The sequence below is a fragment of the Corynebacterium sp. HMSC30G07 genome, from assembly GCF_001806945.1.
GTDB lineage: Bacteria > Actinomycetota > Actinomycetes > Mycobacteriales > Mycobacteriaceae > Corynebacterium > Corynebacterium riegelii.
This window is the reverse complement of the sequence record NZ_KV786459.1, coordinates 25,945-45,073: the sequence shown is the minus strand read 5'-3', so window position 1 is coordinate 45,073 and position 19,129 is coordinate 25,945. Positions and strand designations below refer to the sequence as shown.

Annotated in this window: 14 protein-coding genes; 7 read left to right on the top strand and 7 right to left on the bottom strand. The window is 60.5% G+C overall.

Annotation, left to right across the window (positions count from 1 at the left end; translation table 11 throughout):
* Positions 1 to 210 precede the first annotated feature (210 nt).
* A complete protein-coding gene (locus HMPREF3104_RS04905) occupies positions 211 to 1,548 on the bottom strand; it encodes a thioredoxin domain-containing protein (protein ID WP_070494633.1) in 1,338 nt (445 codons plus the stop codon).
* Between the two features lie 90 nt (positions 1,549 to 1,638).
* On the opposite strand from HMPREF3104_RS04905, the gene HMPREF3104_RS04900 reads away from it, so the two are divergent.
* The 7 genes from HMPREF3104_RS04900 (at position 1,639) to HMPREF3104_RS04870 (ending at position 10,753) form a co-directional block, all read left to right on the top strand.
* Entirely contained in the window at positions 1,639 to 3,015 is a 1,377-nt protein-coding gene (locus tag HMPREF3104_RS04900) for an AI-2E family transporter (RefSeq protein ID WP_083278940.1), read from the top strand.
* A 53-nt stretch (positions 3,016 to 3,068) separates the two neighbouring features.
* Complete coding sequence (locus HMPREF3104_RS04895) at positions 3,069 to 3,605, top strand: type 1 glutamine amidotransferase domain-containing protein (RefSeq protein ID WP_070494632.1); 537 nt, start codon at positions 3,069 to 3,071, stop codon at positions 3,603 to 3,605.
* Between the two features lie 111 nt (positions 3,606 to 3,716).
* The gene (locus HMPREF3104_RS04890; protein WP_141738133.1) at positions 3,717 to 5,723 is read left to right on the top strand and encodes a hypothetical protein; all 2,007 of its coding nucleotides are present in this window, start codon (positions 3,717 to 3,719) and stop codon (positions 5,721 to 5,723) included.
* Positions 5,720 to 6,415: a nucleotide exchange factor GrpE gene (gene grpE, locus HMPREF3104_RS04885; protein ID WP_070494630.1), complete on the top strand. Its 696-nt coding sequence runs from the start codon at positions 5,720 to 5,722 to the stop codon at positions 6,413 to 6,415. The genes HMPREF3104_RS04890 and grpE overlap by 4 nt, the downstream gene beginning before the upstream one ends.
* A 13-nt stretch (positions 6,416 to 6,428) precedes the next feature.
* Positions 6,429 to 8,030, top strand: a complete 1,602-nt coding sequence (locus HMPREF3104_RS04880) for an Hsp70 family protein (protein ID WP_070494629.1) — start codon at positions 6,429 to 6,431, stop codon at positions 8,028 to 8,030.
* A gap of 13 nt (positions 8,031 to 8,043) precedes the next feature.
* Positions 8,044 to 9,957, top strand: coding sequence for a hypothetical protein (locus HMPREF3104_RS04875; protein ID WP_070494628.1), 1,914 nt, complete (start codon positions 8,044 to 8,046; stop codon positions 9,955 to 9,957).
* Between the two features lie 16 nt (positions 9,958 to 9,973).
* Complete coding sequence (locus HMPREF3104_RS04870) at positions 9,974 to 10,753, top strand: hypothetical protein (protein WP_070494627.1); 780 nt, start codon at positions 9,974 to 9,976, stop codon at positions 10,751 to 10,753.
* Between the two features lie 15 nt (positions 10,754 to 10,768).
* Here HMPREF3104_RS04870 and HMPREF3104_RS04865 read toward each other — a convergent pair whose 3' ends face one another.
* The 6 genes from HMPREF3104_RS04865 to HMPREF3104_RS04840 are packed head-to-tail and all read right to left on the bottom strand — an operon-like array spanning position 10,769 to position 19,112.
* Positions 10,769 to 11,083 (bottom strand): hypothetical protein, encoded by a 315-nt coding sequence (locus tag HMPREF3104_RS04865; RefSeq protein ID WP_070494626.1) that lies wholly within the window; start codon positions 11,081 to 11,083, stop codon positions 10,769 to 10,771.
* 18 nt (positions 11,084 to 11,101) lie between these two features.
* Positions 11,102 to 12,202 carry a TRAFAC clade GTPase domain-containing protein gene (locus tag HMPREF3104_RS04860; RefSeq protein WP_052205940.1) on the bottom strand — a complete coding sequence of 367 codons (1,101 nt, stop codon included), beginning with the start codon at positions 12,200 to 12,202 and terminating at the stop codon, positions 11,102 to 11,104.
* Positions 12,199 to 13,161, bottom strand: a complete 963-nt coding sequence (locus HMPREF3104_RS04855; RefSeq protein ID WP_070494625.1) for a hypothetical protein — start codon at positions 13,159 to 13,161, stop codon at positions 12,199 to 12,201. The genes HMPREF3104_RS04860 and HMPREF3104_RS04855 overlap by 4 nt, the downstream gene beginning before the upstream one ends.
* A gap of 15 nt (positions 13,162 to 13,176) precedes the next feature.
* The gene (locus HMPREF3104_RS04850) at positions 13,177 to 14,157 is read right to left on the bottom strand and encodes a GAP1-N2 domain-containing protein (protein WP_070494624.1); all 981 of its coding nucleotides are present in this window, start codon (positions 14,155 to 14,157) and stop codon (positions 13,177 to 13,179) included.
* Complete coding sequence (locus HMPREF3104_RS04845) at positions 14,157 to 16,415, bottom strand: SaeA-related protein (RefSeq protein WP_070494623.1); 2,259 nt, start codon at positions 16,413 to 16,415, stop codon at positions 14,157 to 14,159. Before HMPREF3104_RS04845 ends, HMPREF3104_RS04850 begins: the two co-directional genes overlap by 1 nt.
* Positions 16,416 to 16,418: 3 nt before the next feature.
* Entirely contained in the window at positions 16,419 to 19,112 is a 2,694-nt protein-coding gene (locus HMPREF3104_RS04840) for a hypothetical protein (RefSeq protein ID WP_070494622.1), read from the bottom strand.
* Positions 19,113 to 19,129 lie beyond the last annotated feature (17 nt).

Below are 19,129 nucleotides of genomic sequence, written 5' to 3'. Positions count from 1 at the left end.
GGCCACAATGTCGAAGGGATCTTCAACGACCAACGGTGACCCCAACTCAGGTTCAAAACCAAAAAACAGGCCGTTTTTCCGAAGGGGCACGGTCGAGATTTCAGACGCTCCGTTTTAGGCGAAAAACAATGTGGCCTAGCAGGCTTCGTGCACTATTAGACCTGTCCTGCTAGACCACATTGCATCGACCGGAAACACCGGCCATCTGAACTATTTCATGAAGTTCTCAACGATCGGGCGGGCTGCGAAGCCAGCAACACCCGTCGCAAGTAGCGCTGCGATTACGCCCAGGATGCTCACCACGGTCAGACCCGTCATGTCCAGCGAAGAACCGGATGCAACCGAACCCTTCACGTGGTCATCGGAGCTACCCTGCTTGCGGCCGGAGGAACCAACGGTAGAACCAGACGGCTTCTTCTTCACCTGATCAGAGTGGACAGAGCACGCGGTGAATGCATCGTTCATGGTGACAATCGGCGCCAGCACCTGCGGACCAACCGCGTCAAACGCGTCCTGTGCAGCGAGGGACACCTCGGAAGTCTTGAACCCAAGGATGGTTTCCACGTTGAGTTCAATGCCGGACTTCTCCAACGCGTCCTTCAGCGCCTTGCCAAAGTCGATCTTGTCCGTCTGCTTCTTCAGCTCAGCCTTCACCGCAGGCTGGCTCATCAGGTTCTTCAGCACTGCCTTGATATCCAGGCCGGAAGCCTCCAGGGCCTCCTTCAATACTGCCTGCGTATCAACGTCCGCCTTCTCCAACGCCTCAGAGAATGCCTTGTCAACGTTCTTGACCTCGAGGTTCTTTGCAACCAGTTCCAGGATCCCCTGGAAACCAGCCTCCTCGAAGCCCATGACCTTTAGCACTGCCTTGATTGGGTCAGCAATGAAATCACCAATCAAACCGAAATACTCGCTGAAACCCCGGTTGGGAATCTTCGCCTTCAGATCCTCGCGCATCTGCGCATCATTAAAGTCCGCTTCAACCTTGGACCATTCAACATTTTCCAGCACCTCACCAATTGGCAACGTCTTCAGTGCGGCCTGAACGTCCACGCCACCGGCGTCCTCGACAGCTTTCTTTACGTCGGCGGCGTTGGCTACGGCCTCAAAGTCGACGTCTGCAAGCAGAGCTTCGAAGTCAATGTTGGCAGCGATCTTCTCAAGGTCCAGGTCCTTCAGTGCGGCCTCGATACCCTGCGGGAAGACGATCTGGGCGATGTCCACGCCGTAGAGCAGACCACCCTTTTCCAGCGCCTCGTCGGGGCTCATGATCAGCGTCTTGTCGGCGTCGGTAAAGAACGGGCGCTGTGCTGCGTTCTGGAAGCTGGCCTTGAGCTTCTCGTTGTCGGTCTGCTTGGCCATCTCGGTGAACAATGCCTTGTAGGCCTGGTTCACGCGGGTGATGTCCCGGTCAGAAAACGAAATCGAGCACTTGTCCGCCGCGCGGTCGTACTTAGTTTCCCAAGCATTGGCTGCAGGTGCGGCAACGATGAGGGAGGTGGCGGTGGCTGCGGCGACGGTTGCAGCGGTGAAACGGGAAAGACGCATCTGCGAATCCTTCAGATAGGGAAACAATATAAAACCTCATGGAAAGTAGCACGCCAGCACCTATCTGGCACAATGATCTGGGTGACTGAAATGAATCAGGCCAAAAACCCAAATAAAGGCCCAAACAAGAACCAAGACGCGGACGTTTTCGCAACGCTGCCTACCCCAGCGGAAGCCGCGCAGGAAATGTCTGACGAGCCGATTGATCGTGGGCAAGTGATTGCCTCCGATGGTCGTACGGCAGCAGCTTGGGCGCTTCGCTTTATCATTGTCGTTGCTGCTACGGGTTTGCTGTTCTACCTGCTCAGCTTCGTGTGGATGGGCCTGCTGCCGATTCTTCTGGCGCTGATCTTCTGCACGGTGCTGTGGCCGCCGGTGCGTTGGCTGAGGGACCACAAGGTGCCGTCGGCACTGTCCGTGCTGCTGGTACTGGTGGGCTTCTTCGGCGCGATCATTGGTATTTTCTCGGCGATGGCGCCGACCGTCCGCACGCAGGGCAAGCAGCTGTATGACCAGGCGCAGACCGGTGTCCGCCAGATTCTGGATTGGGTGGACAGCCGCATTGATTCGGAGTTGATCGACCCGAACAAGATTCAGGAGACCCTGGATCAGGTTGCTGGGATGGTGCGGGGGCAGGCGTCGTCAATCGCCTCGGGCGTGTTTACTGGCATCGGTGCGATTGCTTCGGTGGGTACCACCCTCGCTCTGACCCTCATCCTGTCCTTCTTCTTCCTTAAGGACGGCGACCGCTTCCTCCCCTGGCTACGCAAATACACCGGTGTGCGCGCAGGCTGGCACCTAACTGAGGTGTGCATGCGTTCCTGGAACACCCTTTCCGGGTTCATCCGCACGCAGGCGATCGTGTCGCTGGTGGATGCCATCTTCATCGGCATCGGCCTGATCATCCTCGGCGTACCGCTGTGGCCGGTGCTGGCCGTGCTGACGTTCTTCGCTGGCTTCATCCCCATCGTCGGTGCGTTCACGGCAGGCGCCCTGGCTGTCATTGTTGCGCTGGTGTCCAACGGTTTCCTCAACGCTGTGTTCGTGCTGATCCTGATCATTGCTGTGCAGCAGATCGAGGGCAACGTACTGCAGCCGATCCTGCAGTCCCGCGCCATGGGCCTGCATGCGGCGATTGTGCTGCTTGCGGTGGCATTGGGTGGTACCGGCTTCGGCATCATCGGCGCCTTCCTTGCAGTGCCGGTGGCGGCAGTTATTGCAGTGTGGTTCCGCTACTGGGCGGAGATGGTGTCCCTGCGCGCCGGCGAGATCACCGCGGACGAGATCTCCATGGCAACGCAGCAGACACAAACCCTGGATTCCAAGGAGTCCTTCCTGGCCATCCGCGACCACATGATGCGCATGGCCAAGCGCGACAAGGCACACGCCGACAACCCGAAGGTGCCGGTGAAGGAAGGCCTGGGTTCCACCAAGGTGCCGTTGGATCAGGACCTGCCGGAGGATTAGCCGTCTAGCCAGGTCCGCTGCACGATCTAAACAAGATACGTACGGTGGGCCGCATGGCTGATCTAAACAACGCTCTAAACAATAAGACGATTGCGATTCTTTCCACCGACGGCTTCGAGGATTCGGAGCTGACTAGCCCGAAGGAGGCCGTCGAGGCCGCCGGCGCCACCACGCGTGTGGTGTCCACGGAGTCCGGTGAGATCGAGGGCAAGAAGGGCACCAAGGTTGCGGTGGAGCTTTTGACTAGTAGCGCTGACGTGAACGACTTCGACGCCCTCATCCTGCCCGGCGGCACCATCAACGCGGACCACATCCGTGTGGACGAGGATGCGGTTGCCCTGGTCAAGGCGTTTAAGGACGCAGGCAAGCCGATCGGCGTGATCTGCCACGGTGGCTGGATTCTTACGGACGCGGACGTGATCCGCGGCGTGAAGCTGACGTCCGTCAAGAACGTGAAGACCGACCTGATCAACGCTGGCGCGGACTGGGTTGATGAGGAGGTTGTGGTTGACTCCGGTGTGGTCTCCTCGCGTACGCCGGACGACCTGCCGGCGTTTAACGCGGCGCTGGTTGAGGAGTTTGCCAAGTAGGCAGCCCACGTAGCGCGCGAAGCTCCCCGGCGGGGGTGTGTGCACGGCGTATATACTGCATGTGTTTTTGTGCCTAAGTTTTAAGCCGTGTCACTCGAGGAGATTCGCGCGATGACAACATCTGAGTTCGAGGAACGTCCAGCAGAGTTCAACAAAACCGCTCTCAACGCCTATTTGGGCGGGACTTCTGCTGCTGACTGGGACTCACTCGCAAGCGCCGTGCAGGGTACATCCGGTGCTGCTGCAGAAAGCGCGGCCACCGGAGCGCTTCCTGCTGTAAACCTGTTCGGGCTGCTGCAGGTAGACCCGCAGGGTGACAACGAGGAGCTCGTGGCTGACCGCGGCCAGGAAGTGCAGGCGGAGCTGGACCGCCTGGCTTCTGGCACGGGACGTCAACGTGCTGCGGCGCAGAAAGTCACGGCAGGACTGAAGGCTCTGGCGCAGGCAAACTCCGCGTGGACGCTTGATAACCCGCAGCTGTACAAGCTTGCGCACACGGCATGGTTGGAAAACATCAACACGGGCACATATGCCGCGGCTGATGAGCTGGAGGAGCGTTTCAGCGACTTCCCGCTGATTAGCCGTAAAGAGGCAGCACGCCCGATTCGTTACCGCGGCCTGCCGGAGGACACCGCGCTTGGCTTGCTCAAGCCTTTGATGGCGAATCGTTCCATCACGGTGGTGGACGATATCCCGGCGATGCTGTTTAGCCAGATTACCCGCACGTTCCCGCAGGGCTTTGCACATGCGATCCACCCGCGTGCGTTTGATGAGGACGCAGACGCAACCATCTCGCTGCTGGAGCAGAAGGTGTCCGGCACCTCTGGTCCTGTAACCAAGGCGGATTTGGACGCAGCGCTTGAGTACTTCACCCGCAACCCGCAGAAGTACGGCCAGCAGAAACTGCTGGCTTCCCGCCTGACCTCCCAGATCAAGAGCGATGAGCAGCTGCGCAACTGGCTTGCCAGCTACTACCTGCAGGTGTTTGAAGATGAGCAGGACCGTGGCGCTACCGTTTCCCAAGCTGCCGAAACCCTTCGCGGCCTGGGTGTGGACAGCGCCGAGGTGGACAAGCTGGAGGCCGCGTTTGGCGGCGTGAGCAAGCTGACTGCGGAGTGGGCTGACCCGGAGGTCTCTGAAGAACGTGCGCGCGAGCTGGACAAGGAAGCGTTCGGCTCCCTGCAGCGTGTGATGGATGATGGCCGCTTGGCGCAGGCGAAGTACCAGCTTGATCAGATGCTTGCCTCTGGTGAGAAGCCGCGCTCCTCAGTAGGTGCGGACATTGTTGAAAGCATTAACTCCAGGGCAAGGCAGTTGGATCGGGATACGTCCTCGCTGGAGCAGGCGATTCAGGCTCGTAACCCGATTGCGGCTCGTACGGAATTGGACGCCATCGCTGAGTACTGCGTGGACTCGCGTGCGGTTGGTGAGCTTGCAACTCAGGTTGCTGAGATGGAGCACGACCCGGTTTTTGTTGACCAGGTGTTAAGCACCCACTTCCAGCCGGTTGCAGATGAAGGCCAGAACAAGGCGTTGGGTTTCTTGCCGCCGAAGTTCTCTAACCCGTGGATCACCCCGCTGGTGCTGGGCATCCCCGCTGCGCTTCTAGATATCGCGGCGTGGGACCCGAACCCGGCAACGGCCATCATTGGCATTGTGGTGCTGGCCATCGCCGCCGTGTTCCTGGAGGAATACGTTGACGCGGACGGCTGCGTCGGCTGGGCTGTGCTGCTTGGCCCGGCGGTCTTGGCGCTGTTTACCTCGGGCTTGTTCGGTGCGATCGCGGTGGGCGCAACCCAGTTTGCCTCGCGCACAATTTTTGAAAACCGCAAGAAACAAAAGGCAGCTGACGCCTTTAACAAGCTGATTCAGGCGGCGGATCTGGAGCTGAAGCGCACAGGCATGGGCGCGCCCGTCGCCGGGCTGTACTTGGGATCTGAGCGCATTGTGCCGCCGCTGAAACCGACACGTCGGGGTACCGGCGAGGGCCTCTACCTGGTTACGGATAACGGCGTGACCAGCAGTGAGATCTCCTCACTCACCCTTGCGCAGATGGCGCACGGCGGCCAGTTCGCTGGCCGTAACACCTGGATCGCTCAGAAGGAGTTGGAGCAGTGACACGAGGTTTCCGCGACGGCGATCTGCACGTAAACACACCCCCACCCAGGCCACAGAAACAACAGCCACAGCAACAGGACGAGGTTTCCGCGCGCACGCTGCTGGACAAGCTGAACAACCAGGTGGACAACATGCGCGCGAACATGCGCACCCTGGAAACCTCGATGCTCACGGAGTTCCGCCAGCTCAGCGAGTATGTCACCGCAAAGCTGGATGAGGGCACCACAGAGCCTTTGCTTGACGACGATCCACGCGACACCGCCATCCGCGCCCTCGAGACCGCGCGCATGGACATCATCTCCAAAACGCTCGCGCCCGCCGCGAAGGTGGTTGTGGATCTGCTCAAGCACACCGAGGACGGTTTGCAGCAGGACTTGAGCGACCTGACGGCCGAGCAGGCGCAGCAGCAGACGCGCGATATGTACGAGTACTTTGAGCAGCAGCTGCAGGATTTGCTGCGTGTGCTGGGGTTTGCGGACGTCAAGGCGAAGCCTGGTGATGCGTTTGATCGGAAGCTGCACAAGACGGTCCGTCGGGTGGAAACGTCAGACGCTAGTCTGAATGACACGATCCACTGCGTGCTTGCGCCTGGGTTTGGTCACCCTGGTGCACAGAATACGGCGATTCCGGCGCAGGTGGCGGTGTACCGCTATGTGGCGTCGGCAAGCGAAAGCCCCCAAACAGACAAGTAAGGACTGAGACGAAGTGAAGGTTTACGGCATCGACCTGGGTACGACCTACTCTGCGATTGCGCATATTGATGAGTTGGGAACCCCGCAGGTCATCCAGAACTTCGAGGGCGACCAGACCACCCCGTCCGTGGTGCTGTTTGATGACGCTTCGAATTTTGTCGTCGGCCGTGAGGCGAAAAACGAGATTGAGCTGCGCCCGGACGAGACCGTGCAGCTGATCAAGCGTCAGATGGGTGACAACTATGACGTGAAGATCCATGACGTGGTGCACTCACCGGAATCCATCTCCGCGCTGATCCTGTCCTACCTGGTGGAGACCGCGGAGGACTTCACGGGTGAGAAGGCGGACGGTGTGGTGATTACGGTGCCGGCGTACTTCGGTGTGGAGGCGCGCACCGCCACCAAACAGGCGGGCGAGATCGCGGGCCTGAACGTGTTGGACATCATCACCGAGCCGGTTGCTGCGGCGCTGTCTTCGGGTACCCGCCACGGCGACAACCAAACGCTTCTGGTCTATGACCTGGGCGGCGGCACCTTCGATACCACCATCATGGAGATGAATGAGGACGGCATTGAGGTGCTCGCCGTGGATGGTGACCGCCAGCTCGGCGGCGCGGACTGGGACGAGGAGCTCTACAACCTGGCCGTGATGAACTTCGTTGTCACCAGTGGTTTGGAAGAGGACCCAACGTATGACGAGGACTTTGTCCAGAACCTGAAGAGCGGCGTTGAGCAGGCAAAAATTGCCCTGACGCGCCGTAAGTCCGCGAAGATTCTGTGCAACTACCAAAACCGCGTGAAGGCCAACGTTGAGATCACGCGCGAAGACTTTGAGTCTGCGACGCAGTACCTAGTGGATCAGACGCTGCGCGTGGTGGAGCGCGCCATTGAATCCGCGAAGAAGAAGCGTCCGAACCTGCAGATTGACCGCTACCTGCTGGTTGGTGGTTCCTCGCGTATGCCGATGGTGTCGGAGGCGCTGGAGTCCCGCTTCGGCTGGGAGCTGACCCCGACCGAGTTCGACCTGGCTGTGGCGAAGGGCGCTGCGATCTACGCGCAGGGCCTGGTGGATGCGGCTGGTGGTGACATCAGCGTCAACCCGAACGACACTTCCGCCCAGACCGGCGGTTCCATGATCACGGTGGCAACGCCAACGGGTGCGCGCAGCATGGAGATCAAGAACGTCCTGCCGAAGGCAGTGGGTGTGAAGTTCTGGGATCCGGAGCGCGAAGTGCCGTACGTCATGCACGTGCTTGAGGCCGGCGCGGAACTTCCCGCCGAGGCTACGGCGCAGGGTTTTGCGTCCAACGACAACACCACCCGCATCCGCTTTGATATTTATGAGCAGGCGGGCGAGGTGGTGTCCCAGGACATGGACGCCAACAAGCTGATCTCGGGTGAGAACGGTGCGGTGCTGCAGAACCTGCCGAACCTGCCGAAGGGCTCGCCGGTCTACATGATTATGAAGGTGACCAATGACGGCATCGTGTCCCTTGAGGGCAGCGAGCCGACCACTGGCCAAAGCGTTGAGCTGACTGCGCAGATCTCGGCCCTTTCGGACGAGCGCGTGGACCAGTACAAGAACATGGTCACCGGGATGATCCGCTCGGAGTAGGAGCAGAGGGCTCATGCTTGACGACGTCGCGTTGAAGAAATACCTCAACGAAACCCCCTACCCCGCCCAGTGGGCCACAGCGAAAACGCTGGAGGACGTTGCTGCGTTGGAGCCTGCGCGTCTCTTCCAGCTGGATGGTGCTGGTTCTGGGGACGCTGATGTGTCTTCGCGGTATGCGGAGGTGGTGGAGGAGTTGGGGAGGCATGCGACGTCGCCAAGCAGCAAGTTCCGTGAGCCCGCAAGTCTGATAGTTGCGAGCCTGCGTCAGTTGGCTGCGGGCTCCCCTGCTGTGGACTTGAGCGACGCGGAGACGTGGGCGCAACTTGAGCAGCTGCGCAACGCCGCGCTTGGGCAGCAGGTCAGCGAGTTCAGTGGGAAGCTTGCGCACGTGTTTGGCTCGCTGAGGTTCGCTACATCGGAGCACGTCAATGCGATGCGTGAGGCGGCCGGGCTTCCGGTGTCCGCCATGGGCCAGATTATCCACGAGCTGGGTGGCCAGGGCGTGCGGGTGATTGACCCGTTGCCGGCGCCGCTGCAGTCGGAAATTGAAAGCGTGTTCCCCTTTGGCATCATGCAGGCAGTGTGGCCGGAAAACTACGCGGATGGTGCGCCTACCAGCGAGTACAGCCTGACCCCGCCGTACTTTATCCAGGCGAAGCGCCAGGTTACGGCTTTAGACCTTGACGCGGCGATTGATTTCTTCACGCGCAGCGCCGGCACACAACGGGAGAAGACCGCGGCATCAAAGCTGCGCACGCACGCAACGGATGACGCCAAGCTGCACAACACGATCATCGCCTTCCACCTGGACATTTGGAACACGATTCGCACCCGGTTCGCACTCCCCCAGGACGTTGCCGCACGCTTTGCGTCCTTCGGCCTGGCGGCCGATGACATCGCGTTGTTCACCGGCGAGACGCGCCCAGCGCCAGAGCCGGAAGCAGTGCCTGAACCAGATCCTCGCGAAGATGCTGAAGTCTACGACCGGATGTACTTCACGGTGCTCACGGAATTGATGGAGAAGGGGAGGTTGACGGAGGCCGTCGATAAGCTTGAAGAGCTCAAACGGTCCGGGCATGGCACCCCGAAATCCGGCATTGGTGCGGACATTCTGACCGATCTGCAGGCGCGAGTGAACCTGGTTTCGCAGGCGGTGGACAACACGCGTGCGGCGCTGCGTGAGGGTGACGTTGAGCGTGCCAAAGCCAAGATTGTTACCGTACGCAAGTTCGCGCACGACGACCCGCGGCTAGCCCCCTTGGAAGACGAGATTGCGCGCATGGGGCGTGTCCCGGAGCGCATCGAGCCGCTGATTGACAAACAGATGCCGCCGCTGGGCGATATCGGGATCAAGCGCCCGCTGGGTTTCCTGCCGCCGTCGATGCAAAGCACGCTTGGGCTTGCGCTGGTGCTGATCATCCCGTCGGTGTTGTTGGATCAGTACATGGCCATTCACTGGCCGTGGCCGATCTATCCGGAATACCGCCTGATCCCCGGGCTGATTGTGGGTGTCGGACTGGCCTGGCTGATTGGTGCGCTTCGCAAACGCAGCTGGTTCCTCGGCATGTTAGCGCTGACCGGTGGGCTGTTCTCCACGCTTGCAGACGGCTACTTCTTCACCGCGATCGACCTCATCGTTATCTATTTTGCTGCCGCGACCATGGGCTTTAATAGGCAGCGTTTGGTGTTGGCCCGCAAGTGGGAAGGGGTGCGCAACGCGGCCCTGGCCATTTTGAAGAGCGACGGGCTTGAGGCGCCACACGCCGGCTTGTACGTGGGCGGGCGGCGCATGGTTCCGCTCTCCGCCGGGACGGACGGCGTCACGAGCGGCTATGCAGCCGTGGATACCGACGGCACGGTACGCCTGCACATGAGCGCGGAAGACCGCGCCGAAATGATCAAGCTGGGAATGGTCAAGCAGGGCTAGGAGCAGGGGTGTAGACATGTCATTCATTGCAAAGCTTGTCCAAGCGGTGATTGCGCTGGTTGTGGCTGTGGTCCTGATCATCCAGATGGCACCCGCGTGGGAGTTGCCGTGGAAACAAGGCACGGGCGAGCACGCCTCCTTAGACGCGGCGTTGCTTACCTCGAAGGATCTCACCGGCGAGTACGCATACGACTCGGTGCGCCACACCATGCGCCACGGCGATGCCGGTGGCTACGTTGACTTTGAGGCGCGCATCCCCAGCGATATTTATGACACTCAGTGCTTGAGCAACGCGCCCTACTTCTTTACTGCGGCTGACACCACCGCCAGGTCCACCGTCGCGTTTACGGACCTGCCGCAGGATTTTGTCGTTGCTCCTGAAGCACCCGAAGACCTCAAGCCGTACATCACCATCGAGGTAAACGACGCCAGAAATGCCGCCCAAGACTACGACCAAGAACTGATCACGATGATCCAGTCCTGCGCCAACCAAGGCAACCTCGGCGCTGCAGCAGGCAAAACGATCACCGCCGAATGGCACGATGACCTGCGCGTGTTGACGTATTACCACCAGTTGCCTGACAGCATTGTGCCGCTGAGCGTTGCCGTGCGTACAGACACCCGCGGCTCCACCTACGTCGCCGGCATGAACGTCCCCGAAGAACTCGTCGCTGACGTAGCAGACCTCCAGATCCACCAGCTCAGCCAGCGCTCCTACGCGGAGCCGGACTTCTCCACCCCGGTGCCCGGGCTTGCCCAGCTGCTGGGGACGTACCTGTACTGGAACTGGTTCTAGCGTTATTGGCTAGAGCTACTGGGTGGGCTCAGTCACTACCGGGGTGGCTGTCTGGTCACCCAGGGAGCCGACTTCGTTGATGCCGTCTACAACCCATGGCACAAACGTCCACAGCTTGATCGCCGCGTACACAATCGCGGCAATCACCGCCAGCGCGGAGGTTGCCTTCACCCACATTGCGGCACGCTTGCGCTCGCCTTGGGCTTGCTTCTCGTTGTGTACCTGGTCTTCCTGCGCAAGCTGCTGCGAAGTCATGGTGGCAGGGCCGCCTTGGAATCCAGGGGCTGGGTAGCCGGTCGCCGGGTAGCCGTTGGCTGGGTTGTTAGTCATGGTTGGTCCTTTCGTGCCTTACACGCGGGGAACGTCAATGCCGTACGCGGCAAGCAGGGAGCGAATCGGGTCGAGGCAACGGAATGGGGCGATGCCGCTGGAATCTACTTCATCGTCGCGGGTTTGGAAGCCCAAGGCAGACACCGCAAAGCAACGGTAGAAGTCCTCCGGGTTGCCCTGGCGCAGCCAGCTTTCCAGCTGGTTAAACAGACCACGGGCGTCCAAGGTGACCAGCATGCTGCGGATCTCTTGGTGCAACAGGTCGTTGTCGTTTTGGTCCCATGGGCGGTTCACGCCAGCGCCTTCACGGTTGAACGCGGCACCACGGTTACGCATGATCACGTCCATATTGCGGGGTTCGCCCTGGGTCTCGGCGAGTTTCTGCAACACGTCGAACTTGGACATGGTGACGGCGATGCGTGGGGGTGCTTGCTCGGGGCGTCGATTAGCTTCAATGATCGCAAGCACGTTGCGAAGCACCATCGCCGGGTCCGTACGTGCACCGTCCTCCGGCTGGGTCATGCCCGGCAGACCCGCCAGCGCCAGGCGAATGTCTTCATCCGCCAACGGGTCAAAGAGGAACACCACCAGGTCCGCGTTGCTCAAGAAAGCAAGCTCATCCTTCACAGCAGCGATGTCATTGTCCTGCAGATCCTCACCAGCAATGTCGCGGAAAACCAGGAAGATCTCCTGCTGGCTTCGCTGCCCCATAAGCAGCGGGCGATCCATGGAAAAGATCAACGGCTCACGCGTGTACGTGGCGTTATCCCCAATACGGCGAGTGGACTCGAGCGCCTTGCCTTCTTCAAACAGTCGGGTGCGGAAGTGCTCCTCATAGATCGCTTCCGTATCCGAGGTAGCCGGGCGCCAGTTTCCCTTGACCTCATTGGTGAACTGGCTCAGCAGCTCAATCATCACCGCTAGGTATACGCTCTTGCCGGAGGCACGCGCACCCGCCATGGCAACGGTGATCACACCTGCGCCCTGCCAGCCATATGGCAACTCCTTGCGGGCGCAGTTCCGAGACTGCCCTTCAGGCGTGGTGTGCTGCAACGTCGCCGGGTCAAGGTACTCAAAACAGTACGGGCAGCGGGTGGGGATGGTGAAAGCCTGGGTCATCGCGCAGCCCCCGAAGCGTCAACACCAGCGAGGTAGAGCCTGTCGCGCAGGTACTCAGAGAGGTTGCGCAGGTAGGTGTGGTTGTCGTTTTCTACGGCCTCGACGATTCTGGGGCCGACCTCGATGCCGTCGAAACGCTGCGGCAAATGATCCAGGTTGACCAAGGTCACGCCCGGGTTTTCCACCTCCGCCGGGATGTCATCAGAGATCACCACCACGCGGTCATAATCCTTCAGCGCCGCGTTGAGGGAGCGCGGCCAGCCCACCTCAGAACGCGGCGTCAGCGCAAGGATGGCCTCCTGCGCTGCCGAGGAGGAGCTCACGCGCTTCGGCTGCTGCGCCAGCGAAGACCCCGCCACGGACAGCTCGATCTCCAGCTTGCTCAAAAATTCCGCGAGGAACTTCGCTACCGCACGGATCTGCTCTGGGCGGCTCGCGTTTTCCATCGATGAAGACTGATCCACGTACACCAACACGGAGCGGGGTTCGTTGGTAGCGCCTGAAGCGTCGTCAAGCGAAAGCTCCTCTTCGGGGGTGATCTCACGGATAATTTCGCTGTACACGCGGCTTTGCTCGGATGCGAGCTGCTCCACCTGGCCCGACTTCAGCAGCAGGCCGCCGGGTTGTGGGGTGAAGTGCAGCGGCGTGAACTCGCTGAGCCCTGCGATTTTGAAGCGCTGCAGCTCCACCGTCTCCGCATGGCCGGTCGCTGGTTTGAGCTCGACCACGATGTGCGCCTGCGCGTCAGTGACAAACTGCGTGGTTGCCACCGGTCGGATGGTCAGCTGCCCCGGGCCATCAAACCCACGCGCGTAGACCGTCTGTGCACGCATAACGTGCTGCTCCACGCCCTCAATCTCGTAGGCAAACTCCGCAGGTGGGGTGATGTGTACTTTAATCTGCGCGCTGAAGCCGTTGCCGTGCACGAACGCTTCCGCGCCTTGCTGTAGGTGTTCCATGTTTCGTCCTTCGGGTTAAAGATTCAGCTGCCGCATGGCGTCGCCCAGCCGCGGCTTGTCGGGGTTGAGTGGGGGTTGCGCATCCAGCGCCGCGATGAGCTCACCGTGGCTCGGGTAGTGCTCAAGGGCATTTTTGCTTGCCGACGCCCACGTGCCACCCACCCCATAGCCCTCACCAGCATCCTTCGTATTGATTACCTCTACGCCATCCATACGCGCTGCAGCCTCCGCATCCTCCACCGGGATTGCCACAACGGCGCGCCCGCGGAACTGGCTGTAGCGATCCACCTGCAGCGTGGCGGCGCGCTCAAACGTGGAGAAGCGGAACAGCTCACGCGCCTCTTTCCTGGACATCAACGAGCTAATCACCGTCAGCCACGTCTGCGCGTCCATGGAGTTGTTCACCACCAACACCGGTAGCTTCTCGCCCGCTTCCAGCGTGTCGAGCACCTTCCACACCACATTGGTGCGGTCAATGCCCATGAACATGGAGCGGATGATCTCCCACGCCAAGTCAATGTCAAAGTGCGGGCCGGCGTCCGGACCGTTGTTATCCTCGCTCAACTGCACAGCGTCAACGCGTTTGGACAGGAACGGCATCCGGAAATCCGGCGAGTGGTACGCCTGGATCGGGTAGATCAACGTCGAGTTATCCACCTGTGCGGCATGGTCCACGTAGATGTGGGTAAACGTGTTGCCCTGGCGTCCGGAGGAATCCTTCCCGGCCGGACGCGTGTGCAAAAACACGGCGCGCTCGTACCACGGGATGTACTCCATACGAATCGGCAGTTGTTCCACCTCGTCGCTGGTGAGGAAGTCGCTGACCTCCTGCACAGGCTTGAGTGAACCGCGTACGAAGTGGTTCACAAACTCCTCATCCTTAGGGTGCACGTTGCGGCTTGGGCCGAAACCCCAGCCATCACCCATGCCCGGGCCGAAGGATGCGTACGTGAGCTGCGACCAGCGGGTGCGTTGTTGTGTTTGCTGTTCCACCATTAGCGCTTCCTCCTAAACAGGCTGAAACGTCCACCGGATTCCTTCTGTTCCGGCTCCGGTTGCGGTTCTGACTGCTGGTATTGCTGCTGATATTGCTGTGTTGGTGCTTCCTCGCTGTAGTACAGCTGGTTTAGCGGCGGGTCCAAGAGCACCGGCACCGGTTGCGGGTGCTCGCCCTGACCCACAGACTGCTGCTCATAGACCCGCTGGTAGCCACCAGATGGGGTGTAGAGGAACAGGCGCAAGAAGATGTTGCGGCGCCCGTACAGCTGGTTCATGTCAATTGCGAAAGACTCGCCCGGCATCTCCTGGCCACTCAGGCGGTCGCGCGTGAACGGTTCGCGGATATCAAAGATCTTCTCTGCGTATTGACGCTCCGCCGAAGGCGCCCCAAACGATGCCGCCCTACGCCACACGTTGAGCTGCAGATCTTCACACGTCGGGTCAATCGGCAGCGTGCCTTCCTGCGCCATGAGCACGAAGCTCTGCCCAAAGGTATCCGCCCGGTCATTTGCGTGAATACGCACCGACAGTTGCGCAGGTGCGCCCGCCGGAGCCTCGTTGACAATCTCATAGCTCATCTTGAGCAGGCCCGGGTAGTTCAACACCGTCGGCTTACCCGGCACAGTCTTGCCTTGGTGCGAACGGTACGGCATCAAAATCAGCAACGACGGAACCTGCAGGTTCACCTGGTACCCGCCGCGGCGGCGGTACTGGTTCTCACTGATACGCCCCAAGTGCTGCACAGAAGGGTTGTTCTGGATAGCGTCCGGGTCACTGAAATCCAGGTTGTCCGTGTTGTAGATATCCGCGGTGAAAAACTCCACGCCGGCTGCATGCTCCGGCCAGGCAAACGTGATCAACTGCTCGTCCACACGCTCAAAGATCCGTACGTCATGCGCCTCACCGCAGCGTACCCACGATGCCGTGGTGCCAATCATCGCCTGGTTTTCCACCACGTTTACCGCCGTGATGTACATGGAGTAGGCGTCGCTCTTCCAGTCCGTGGCAAACTCCGTAGCGTCGCGCGGTTCCAGCCTGTTAGACCAGTCCCCGACCTGCAATCCGTACTCGCCGAGGTTGTCAGCATCCACAAGCTGGCCCGCCGCACCATCGGCCACCGGCTCAGCAGAACGGTAAATGCGCACCTCACCAGCGCCTGGGCGATCCCAGGACAGCGTGAAACGGTCCCCGTCGAGCGAAATCTGTGGCGTGATCTGTGTCAGCTCCGCCGGCACGTCCACTGCCTGCTCATCCGAATAGGCAGACATGTGCACGCCAACTTTTCTGCGCGCCTGGAACACGTACGCACGGCCAGTGGACTTCGGCGTCAGTTGGAAGCCGCGCAGGTTGTTCTCATTCTCAAACTGCTGCACGCGCCCATGCACGTTATCCAGCAGGAAGATCTCCACGCTTTCCGTGCCGTCGATTTCGGCGTAGCTGCCGTAAATGCGGCCGTCTTCAAACGTCACATGCAGGTCATGCACCGGCTGGACGTACACGCCCACACCCACCAGCTTTGGCTCTGCACGAAGCGCCTCAATCTCACTATCGCCCTCGTTGAGCCACACGTGATACGAGCGGATCGCGCGGTCCATGTCGGCCTCATCCGTCCACAAACGGCCAGCGGTAATGGTGCGCAGCAGACCGAAGTTCGGCTCCAGCTCATTGTCATTCATGATCGAATCACGGCTGAGGAGACGGAAGATGCGAACCTTCGCACCGCTTTCCGGCGCCACCCATGAGACCTCGAGCGTGCCTTCCTCATCGCCGCGCGCGCGAACCATGACCTCGCCGCCCTCCACGCGCAGTGGCTCCGGGTGGGTCCACACGTCACGCTCCGCGAAGTCTTCAGCCCGCAGGTTCAGCGGTTTCGACTGCTCTTGGCGAGCCGGTTGCGGTTGTGGCTTTGCGGGTTCCGGTTGTGCGGGTTCCGGCTCTGGCTTCACTGGCTCGGGTTCCGGCTGTGCTGGCTGAGCTGGCCGCTGCGGTGCTGGTTGGGCCTGTGCCGCCTGCTTGAAAAACAGGTCCGGCAGCGGCGTGCCCTTCACAAAATTGCCAGTGGCAACCGCTTGCAACAGCTTGGTCAAGGAATCGCCCCACATGGCAAGCGTGGGCTTGTCCTGCCACTTTTCAGGATCATTCTTGGCACGAAGGAAGGTACCCAGCTCAAACGCCGAGGGCAGCAACTGCTTATCAATGCCGCGGCTCAGTGCCTGCTCACGCCAGGCGTTAAGCGCCAACAACTCTTCATCCATGTCTTAATCCAATCCCGGAAGTTTCAGTCCATCGCTTGGCGACGGCGCCGACGTGCCGTTACCACGCATAGCGTCTGCCTCATCACCAGCAAACACGAAGGAGGAGCGATCCCCCGGGTGACCGAACTGCACCAGCAGCTCCGCCACACCGACCTGATCACCAGTCTGGCGAGAGATGCTGTGCTGCGTCTGCGACGTATCAATCACATTCGCATTGCCGCCCGCCCAACCAGTGGACGTAACAAAAGTGCCGTTGAACGTGCCAGCATCCTTCACGTTTGCCAGTGCGGGCATCTCACGCGCGGCGGCCAAGGAACCAGCGCGGTACATCTGCTGCTTGCTCAGCAACGCATCGCGCACGCCGTTGTCGTTGCGCTCAAGACGCTGAACAACCATCTCCCACTTCTCACCCGTGCGGTCCACGTCCACAAACTCCGGGGACGTCATGGCCTTCGCCAACAAGTCAAGAAGCTCCTGGGAATCCTCGCCCTGAGACATGAGGAAGGAATGCCTGTCACCACCCTGATCGCCGTAGCTTGCGTTGACCATTTCAAACGCACGCTTCAAACCAGCATCCACGCGCTCTTCCAGCCAGCCCTGGCGGTAGTACTCTTCACGCACCGAAGCAACAAAACGCTCAATCGCCGCCGAATCCGGCACTGCCTCAGTGATGCGTACAGACGCCGGCATCTGGTTCATCGGCACCGGCGACTTCGTCTTCACCGACGCAATGGTGCCAAACGGACGCTCAAGCAGGGATCCGTAGATCTTCGAGATAGACAAGAACTGCAGGTAGCCGTGCTGGATCTGCACGTACGCGCGCTCTGCGGCATCCATGTTGGTCTTCGCAGCCTCACGCTCAGAGCGGATCTGTGCACGCGCGTTCACCGTGCGGAAAATCGCCAGCGTTTCCAGCCACACCTGGATAAGCCAGCACACCAGCCACAGCACAAACCAGAGGCCAAACATCCAGGCCTTGACCTTGGTCGGCGCCTCATTCAAGTTCTGTGCAAACAACCAGCGCGGCACCATCGGGTTGGCGGCATCAGGCCACCAGTTGCCAATGCCCCACGCCAACGCGAAGATCGCACCAGACCAGAACACCACGTACCCCAGCCAGCGCCACCAGCTTGCACCACCGCTGGTGTTGGTGATGCGGCTTTCGCGACCCTCCAGCTCGTAGTAACGATCACGTGCCACCGCGTAGTCATTCCACAGCTGGTCTTCTGTAATCACCAGCTGCTCGCCTACACGCGACGCTAAAGACTGGGAGTTCTTGCGCTTCCACGCCTGGAAACGCTGCACGCCATCGTGCGCGCCACGGAACTCGGAGGTACGCAGCTTCTCTTCAAAACCGCGGATGCCCTTAATGTCATAGGGCTGCAGCGGCAGCTCACTTGCCTGACCACGCAAGCCAGCCGGCAGGTCATTTGCCGTAAACGCAGCACTCGGGCCCGGGATGATGTCTTGGGCCGAACGCGCCGTGTTCAACGCCTGATTGGACGCCTTCAGGTACGGCGGGACCTGCTTGCCGTCATCATTAAAGCTGCGCAGATCAGCATCAGCCAACGCCAAAGAGGTGTCGATGTACTCGTCCCAAAGGGGGCGGTACAGATCGCGCCGGAAAGCAGAAGCTCCCTGCACTGTCTCCTTGCCCACAGGCGGGGTGGCCGGCATGGTCTCCGGGCCGCCAACACGCACGCGGGAATCCGCACCCAGCAGCTTCTGAGCCTCAGAGTTCACCTTGTCGCGCACGTCTGCAGTGAAGTTCTGCAACGCAATCACAGGCCAACGCACCAGGTTGCGCAGATAGAGCTTGCCCACGTCCTTGGCAACCTCGGTGGCCTTCTTGTACTCGGTTGCCTCACGCAACGCCTCAGTACGCGGCGCCTCAATCTGCTCGCGGTGGTTTTGCAGGATCTGCTGTGCAATCTGTTGGTTCATCCCTGCCAGATTCGGCAGCGTCGTCACATGCAGCGGCTGGCCTGCCGGCGTGGTACGCACCTGCGGCAGCTGCGCCACGTTGAAAATCTGGTCCTTGAGCTGGGCCTGGATCTCCTGGGCGTCTACACGGCGGTAGTAGGTACGCACCAAACGCAACCCATCACCAGCCGCCTGATCCGCCACCGGGATAGAGGTCGCGCCCTTCCACAACCCACACAGACCAGCCAGCTTGCAGGCCGCCGACAGTGCGAAATCCTCCGGCGCACTGTTGTCCGCCTTGAAAATTTCCGATGCCGGGATGTCCGGGCTTTCAGACTCCTCCGGAGCCAGCATGAGATTACGGAATCCAGCGACAGTGGGCAGTTGCTTACCGACGCGCGCGCCAACCTCCGCAACAATCACATTCGCCGAATCCGCGCCCTGCAGTTCGCTGACACCCGTGTTTCGGATCTGCTGCTGCAGGTCAGAGATGTGGCGCTGCTCAAGCGTGCCCACACCCTGGTCCTGGCCCAACACGTTGAGGGTGACCACGTGCACCGGCACGCCGCCGACCTTGTTCAACAGCTGCGAGAGGCTTCCGTAGAACGGCTTGCCCTCATCAGCGTTACCGATGAGCACGCCGGTTGTGGGATCCTCTGCGTCGATCCAGATGCTCTCGCCCACCAAGCCAAGCGCTGCCAAGTCAGCGATGCACTGGCGAAGCCGCCGGGAAAACGGCCCTTTGTGCAGGAAAGTACTAATTGCTTTTGCCATGATGTTTGCTTGTTCTC

What these genes read in the sequence shown, in the direction of transcription:
- HMPREF3104_RS04865 (WP_070494626.1), bottom strand. Translation starts at nt 11,083, where the DNA reads ATGACTAACAACCCAGCCAACGGCTACCCGGCGACCGGCTACCCAGCC.
- HMPREF3104_RS04875 (WP_070494628.1), top strand. Translation starts at nt 8,044, where the DNA reads ATGCTTGACGACGTCGCGTTGAAGAAATACCTCAACGAAACCCCCTAC.
- HMPREF3104_RS04855 (WP_070494625.1), bottom strand. Translation starts at nt 13,161, where the DNA reads ATGGAACACCTACAGCAAGGCGCGGAAGCGTTCGTGCACGGCAACGGC.
- HMPREF3104_RS04890 (WP_141738133.1), top strand. Translation starts at nt 3,717, where the DNA reads ATGACAACATCTGAGTTCGAGGAACGTCCAGCAGAGTTCAACAAAACC.
- HMPREF3104_RS04900 (WP_083278940.1), top strand. Translation starts at nt 1,639, where the DNA reads ATGAATCAGGCCAAAAACCCAAATAAAGGCCCAAACAAGAACCAAGAC.
- HMPREF3104_RS04860 (WP_052205940.1), bottom strand. Translation starts at nt 12,202, where the DNA reads ATGACCCAGGCTTTCACCATCCCCACCCGCTGCCCGTACTGTTTTGAG.
- HMPREF3104_RS04845 (WP_070494623.1), bottom strand. Translation starts at nt 16,415, where the DNA reads ATGGATGAAGAGTTGTTGGCGCTTAACGCCTGGCGTGAGCAGGCACTG.
- HMPREF3104_RS04895 (WP_070494632.1), top strand. Translation starts at nt 3,069, where the DNA reads ATGGCTGATCTAAACAACGCTCTAAACAATAAGACGATTGCGATTCTT.
- HMPREF3104_RS04905 (WP_070494633.1), bottom strand. Translation starts at nt 1,548, where the DNA reads ATGCGTCTTTCCCGTTTCACCGCTGCAACCGTCGCCGCAGCCACCGCC.
- HMPREF3104_RS04870 (WP_070494627.1), top strand. Translation starts at nt 9,974, where the DNA reads ATGTCATTCATTGCAAAGCTTGTCCAAGCGGTGATTGCGCTGGTTGTG.
- HMPREF3104_RS04840 (WP_070494622.1), bottom strand. Translation starts at nt 19,112, where the DNA reads ATGGCAAAAGCAATTAGTACTTTCCTGCACAAAGGGCCGTTTTCCCGG.
- HMPREF3104_RS04850 (WP_070494624.1), bottom strand. Translation starts at nt 14,157, where the DNA reads ATGGTGGAACAGCAAACACAACAACGCACCCGCTGGTCGCAGCTCACG.